The following is a 6,031-nucleotide window of genomic DNA, read 5'->3' on the forward strand; positions in this document are numbered from 1 at the left end:
GTCCCTGGATGTCATGCAACGGGGTTTATTTTAGCCATACATCCTTTGGTAGCGGAAGGAATAATTCCAAGGGATTACCCTATGTCTTGTTATGCGCTTACGGGATATAGTGGTGGAGGTAAGAAACTAATATCCGAATATCAGAACTCAAATAAAGAACAGCTTTTTGCCCCAAGACATTATGCACTTAACCTTAATCATAAGCATCTTCCTGAAATGCAACTATATTCCGGATTAAGCGCAGCACCACTTTTTACTCCAATTGTCGGAAACTATTATCAAGGTGATGCAGTAAGTATTCCTCTCTTTCCTAGAATTTTCAATAAAAATGTGACGGCAAGAAATATTCAAGAAATGCTTGCCTCTTATTATAAAGATGATCGGTTTGTTCGAGTCGCCCCATTCGACTCTGAGGCATATCTTGAAGTTGGTTTCTTCAATCTCATGCAATGCAATCATACAAATTATTTGGATATATTTGTTTATGGTCAAAAAGACCAGATATTACTTGTATCGAGATTTGATAATTTAGGTAAAGGTGCTTCAGGGGCAGCCATTCAAAATATGAATATTATGCTTGGATTTGACGAAAATTCAGGACTAGATTAAAAGAAATAAGTTCTTCGTTGAACTAACGGAAACTAGAATTTAAAGAAACATTGAGCAGCCGAAAAAGGATTATGACACGAGTAACGTTAAAAAACTCCTCTCTAAGTGGAACTTAGAGAGGTTTTTTTCTTTTACCCCCTTGTTATAGTACCACTTCAGCATCACTACACCTACTGATCGACGGCATAAGAACCCGCTTGCGCTCCTTGGCTCAATTTTTATACATGTAACCTTCGTTTTTTCGATTATCACCGCTTTCTCTAGTTGATATAGTTGGATGTATCAGATACGGACAAATCAACTTGTAAGCGCAATCTGAAACAATAAGACACTATATACAGAGGTGATCTCATGAAGGGGTTTAAGCGGGGAAGAGCAGGAAAGGGGCAATTATACTTGATGCTGCTCCCCAATCTAGTGTTGTTTGCGGGATTAACGGTGTATCCGATTTTGTGGTCGCTGCGGTTGTCAGTACCGATGAATACCTAAGAAGGGAGGAGAGAAACATGAAAAGAACATTGGTAGTTATAACCGTGGCAGCATCTGTAATGATGCTGACCGCATGCGGGAATTCGGATGGAGGAGCTAAGTCCACGTCGACTGAAAGCGCTGTCTCAAAAAACGCAACAGGATCTGTTGGCGCTAAGACCGTTATTAAAGTATGGACGTTAAACCGTGCCGATCAAGATTATATGAACAGCAAGATTGCGCAGTACAATAAAGATAACAAGGACAATATTCAAATTGAATATCAAATCTACGCGGAGAACTATAACCAGTCCTTGGATATTGCTCTGGCTACGAATGAGGGACCTGACGTCTTCTTCGACGGCGGTACGGCATTCCAAGACCACTTGACCAAGGGGGATCTCGCTCCGCTGGATAAGTACCTCACACCTGAATACAAGAAGAGATTCGGGGAGGGGGCGTTCATTGACGGCATCAATGTCGTAAACGGAAATATTTATTCTATGCCTGCCATCAGCACAACTCCTCGTTTATACTATAACAAAGGGATATTTGACAAAGCTGGAATAGCTGAACCTCCGAAAACGATTGACGAGATGGTGAAGGACGCCAAGCAAATTACAGATAAGTTGAAAGGAGAAGGCATATACGGCTTCGCGGCTAACTTGAAAAATCCGGCACAAGCGTACTCCCGCTCGATCGACTATATGTTAATGAGAAGCGGCGGTGTGGAGGCCGGATACGATTTCATTAACGGTAAATATGATTTTAGCAGCTACAAACCGATTCTGAACGCATACCGTGCGATCTTCACTTCCGGCGCGGCATTCCCGGGATCCGAATCCCTTGATATTGATCCGCTGCGCACACAATTTGCTGCAGGTAAAATTGGTATGTATATTTCATGGTCCCACTCGGAGCCAGGCGTGTACATGAACCAATTCCCTACCAAAGAGGTGTGGGATGTCGCACAGCTTCCAACGATTGACGGACAATTCAAAGGATCTCAGCATATTAACCTGGCAGGACGCTGGTTCTTGATGAACAAAAATTCCAAAAATCAAGATCAAGCTTGGAAAGTTATGGAGTTCCTGTACAGCGATGACTTGCTCTCCGGCTACTACAACAAAGGCTTAGGCATGGTGATGCTTCCTTCCGTACTGAAAAATGCCGAGAAACCGGATACGGTAAAAAAATGGCCGAACCTGGAATTGACCGATAAAGACAAAATCTGGCCGCCGCTGCCAACAGGCGTGAAACCGGAAGGCAACGATATGTACTTTGTGTTTAACGCAATCATTCTAGGCGCAATTGATATCGACAAAGGTATTCAAGATTTGAATACCCGCTATAATGCCGCACTGGATAAGTCCGTAAATGATGGAAAAACGAAGCGCATCCAATATCCGAATTTTACTCCGGACAACCCGGGCAAAGTATTTGAAAATAAATAAGGCGGAGAAGAAGCGGAAAGCGGCGGAGAAGGAGAGGCCGACGCTTCCTCTCTTTTCTTCATTTGAGGTGAAATGATGGAGCATCGTTGGAAAGCAATTTGGATTACAGATCCAGAATTTGCTGGATATGAACCGCAGCCCATGTTGAACAAGGAATATGATCAGGTAGAGCGTATGGCGCATCCCGAGCATCTTAAGAACCGGCATATGCTTGTGCGGAAGCAGTTTCAATTACAGACTGCTCCCAAAGAAGCTCTGCTCTGCATCACCGCGGACGACTATTATAAGCTGTATGTGAACGGGCATTTTATAGGACAAGGACCGGCACAGGGATATGCATTTCATTATAACTATAATGAGTGGAACTTGAGCGCTTACCTGCATGAAGGAACGAATGTGATTGCGGTACATGTGTATTATCAAGGCTGCGTTAATCGCTATTATAATAGCGCGGATTTACGGCAAGGTATGATCGCTGAATTGCACACGGAGCATGGGCTTGTTCTTGCGACAGACGGCAGCTGGCGGTATAGGGTTGCGTGTGAATTCGGACCTGCCGACACGGTCGGATACGAGACGCAGTATTTGGAGAATATCGATCAACGACTAGCCAATGTAGGATGGATCGAAGTCGAATATGATGATCGTGAATGGCTGTATGCGAGAGAAAATCATCAAGCTGATTACATATTGGTTAAGCAGTCGACGCCGCCCCTTAGCGTGTACCGTCTCAAACCGCAGAGTGTGCGAACTGTGAGGAAAGGCGACTATGTCATTGATTTTGGCCAGGAGGTTACGGGTCAGTTTGAAATGGTCGCTTGCGGAGACCCCGGAGAGCAAATCATTATTCGCTGCGGTGAAGAATTGTACGAGTCTAGTCAAACAGTCAGGTACGACATGCGCTGTAACTGTAAGTATGAGGAAACTTGGACGTTGTCGGGTAACCGAGATACACTCCGGCAATATGAGTATAAAGCGTTCCGGTATGTAGAGGTACTCGGATTGCCTGGTACCATCGACGTTAACAGTTTTGCTGCTATGGTCAGACATTATCCGCTAGATGAACAGGCGATGACATTTGAGTCGAATAATGAGCTATTGAACCAAATCTGGTCCATCTGTAAAAAAGGCGTGCAGTTCAGCGCCCAAGAAAACTTCGTAGATTGTCCGTCCCGCGAGAAGGGGCAGTACCTGGGAGACAACACCGTCATTGGGCATTCACACATGTACATCAGCGGAGATTTGCGGCTATTTAAGAAGGCAATTCGGGATTTTGCATTAACAAGCACGGTATGTCCGGGTCTCCTGGCGGTTGCACCAGGGCACTTTATGCAGGAGATTGCTGATTTCTCTCTGCAATGGCCAATCCAGCTGTTGCTATATTATGAGCACAGCGGAGACAAGGAATTTTTGCAGGAAATGCTGCCTGTCGCCGAAGGGATTCTAGCTTATTTCCAAAAGTACGAGCGCGAAGATGGACTGCTTGAGAATGTGAAAGAAAAGTGGAATCTAGTCGACTGGCCCGATAACTTAAGGGACGGCTACGATTTTGCGCTTACCCGCCCCGTTAGCGACGGATGTCATAACGTCATCAATGCGTTCTACTACGGCTGTGTGAAGACGGTTCAAGCCATTAAGGACTTGCTGAATATCAAATATGAGGACCGGCTTCCTGCTCTTAAAAAAGCCTATCAGACAGCTTTCTTCCGTCCGCAATCCGGATTGTTCGCCGATGCATTAGGCACGGATCATGCCTCGCTTCACTCGAATATGCTTGCTTTGTATTTTGAGATCGTCCCGGAGCACGCAATTTCATCCGTTTGTGCTCTTATCCAAATGAAAAGATTAAGCTGCGGCGTATACATGTCCTATTTCTTGCTGAAGGCACTGGCCAAAGCTGGTGAAACCGAGCTGATCTACGAGCTCATTACTTGTCAGGATGAGCGTTCATGGGCGAACATGGTGAAGGAGGGGGCGACAACTTGCTTTGAAGCGTGGGGGAAAGAACAGAAATGGAATACAAGCTTATGCCATGGTTGGGCCAGCTCGCCGATTCCTATACTTATCGAGGAAATCATTGGGATCAAACCGGCAGCTCCAGGTTGGTCATCGATCCGATTTGATCCTCACTTGCCTGATGGAATGCCAGAATTCTCTCTAACCTTTCTCACTATGGCGGGGAAAGTTCACATTCATTACGCTGGCGGACATCTGGAACTTATAGCCCCAGAGGGGGTAGTTATTCATCGGTGTTGAAACAGCTGCATAACCAAGCCCTCAGCCCCAGGAAAACCGGAAGCAAGGAGTTGTTAGCTTGTGAGGTCGGCATGCTCAGCGGAAACAACGATAATGCCATAACCATATCAATGCCAAATAAGTGACAAGAAACATGAAGACGTTCCCGACTGACTGAAAAATAAAGGATTAGACCAAGAAAAAATTGGAATCGAATGGGATTGCGCTAACGGGGGGCTGTTGACTGCCCCCTTTTTTTTATTTTTACCGCTTGACTTGGTGTTAACACCAAGTTGTAACATAAGCGTTGCAACAATCACAAGCGTAATGATATCCGTCATTCCGCTCAAACAAAGATAAGGATAGGTGAGGAACAATGTCTGTACAAATGAGTAAGGTAGCCCTGATTACGGGAGGAAACAGAGGACTTGGCTTTGAAACGGCGCGTCAATTGGGAGGATTGGGATATACCGTTCTTTTAGGCGCAAGAGACAAGGAAAAGGGATCCCAAGCAGCAGCAAAGTTACAGGAGCAGGACATAGATGCACGTTATATCGAACTGGATGTCACCGATCAGGCCACGATTGATGCAGCCGCCACGAAAATTAAATCGGAATACGGGAAACTCGATGTACTGATTAATAACGCAGGAATTGGCGATCGGCATAAATTTACGGATCTAAGCGTGGCGGATTTAAAGAAATCGTTTGATACGAATTTTTTTGGTGCATTCACTGTCAGCCAAGCCATGCTGCCCCTTATCGAAAAATCAGATGCCCCTCGGATTGTCAATATCTCCAGCTCCATAGGATCTATAACGCTGCATAGTGATCCGGGAAACGGCGTATACCCTTTAAAAGCATTAGCGTATAGCAGTTCCAAAACGGCGCTGAATCAGCTTACCACTCATCTTGCTTTTACATTGAAACATACCCCTGCTAAAGTCAATTCGGTTTGCCCTGGCTTTGTTGCTACCGATTTCAATAACGGATACGGAGATCTGACACCGGAACAAGGTTCCCGAATCATTGTCCAATATGCTACACTTGCACAAGATGGACCCACAGGGGGCTTCTTCAATGAGCAAGGTATTATTCCTTGGTGACTTTATTTCATGAGGATGGGAAGGTCTTAGGATTGAACTGTGACCCAGAAAGTGGACGATTAAAAAAGAACCTTATGCTGTCAATAGATGACTTCTGTATTGATCAGGGGTCATCTTTTTTAATGTCCACTGGTACCTTGCTGAATTGTAATAGTGGATA

At 45.0% G+C, this 6,031-nt stretch carries 5 protein-coding genes; 4 read left to right on the plus strand and 1 reads right to left on the minus strand.

Annotated features, from left to right (window positions below; all coding sequences use genetic code 11):
• The first annotated feature begins 27 nt into the window (after window positions 1-27).
• From PUT07_RS16335 to PUT07_RS16350, 4 genes are all read left to right on the plus strand, one after another.
• Window positions 28-609 (plus strand): hypothetical protein, encoded by a 582-nt coding sequence (locus PUT07_RS16335; RefSeq protein WP_274469347.1) that lies wholly within the window; start codon window positions 28-30, stop codon window positions 607-609.
• A gap of 506 nt (window positions 610-1,115) precedes the next feature.
• A complete protein-coding gene (locus PUT07_RS16340) occupies window positions 1,116-2,531 on the plus strand; it encodes an ABC transporter substrate-binding protein (protein ID WP_274469249.1) in 1,416 nt (471 codons plus the stop codon).
• A 141-nt stretch (window positions 2,532-2,672) separates the two neighbouring features.
• Window positions 2,673-4,787, plus strand: coding sequence for a family 78 glycoside hydrolase catalytic domain (locus PUT07_RS16345; protein WP_274469250.1), 2,115 nt, complete (start codon window positions 2,673-2,675; stop codon window positions 4,785-4,787).
• Window positions 4,788-5,142: 355 nt separating this feature from the next.
• Entirely contained in the window at window positions 5,143-5,871 is a 729-nt protein-coding gene (locus PUT07_RS16350; RefSeq protein WP_274469251.1) for an SDR family oxidoreductase, read from the plus strand.
• Between the two features lie 72 nt (window positions 5,872-5,943).
• Here PUT07_RS16350 and PUT07_RS16355 read toward each other — a convergent pair whose 3' ends face one another.
• Complete coding sequence (locus PUT07_RS16355; RefSeq protein ID WP_274469348.1) at window positions 5,944-6,030, minus strand: IS3 family transposase; 87 nt, start codon at window positions 6,028-6,030, stop codon at window positions 5,944-5,946.
• Window position 6,031 lies beyond the last annotated feature (1 nt).

It is taken from the genome of Paenibacillus sp. MAHUQ-63 (assembly GCF_028765165.1).
Classification (GTDB): domain Bacteria; phylum Bacillota; class Bacilli; order Paenibacillales; family NBRC-103111; genus Paenibacillus_E.

Excerpts from the sequence above, each read along its gene's own strand:
- PUT07_RS16340 (WP_274469249.1), top strand. The coding sequence starts at position 1,116 with ATGAAAAGAACATTGGTAGTTATAACCGTGGCAGCATCTGTAATGATG.
- PUT07_RS16345 (WP_274469250.1), top strand. The coding sequence starts at position 2,673 with ATGTTGAACAAGGAATATGATCAGGTAGAGCGTATGGCGCATCCCGAG.
- PUT07_RS16350 (WP_274469251.1), top strand. The coding sequence starts at position 5,143 with ATGTCTGTACAAATGAGTAAGGTAGCCCTGATTACGGGAGGAAACAGA.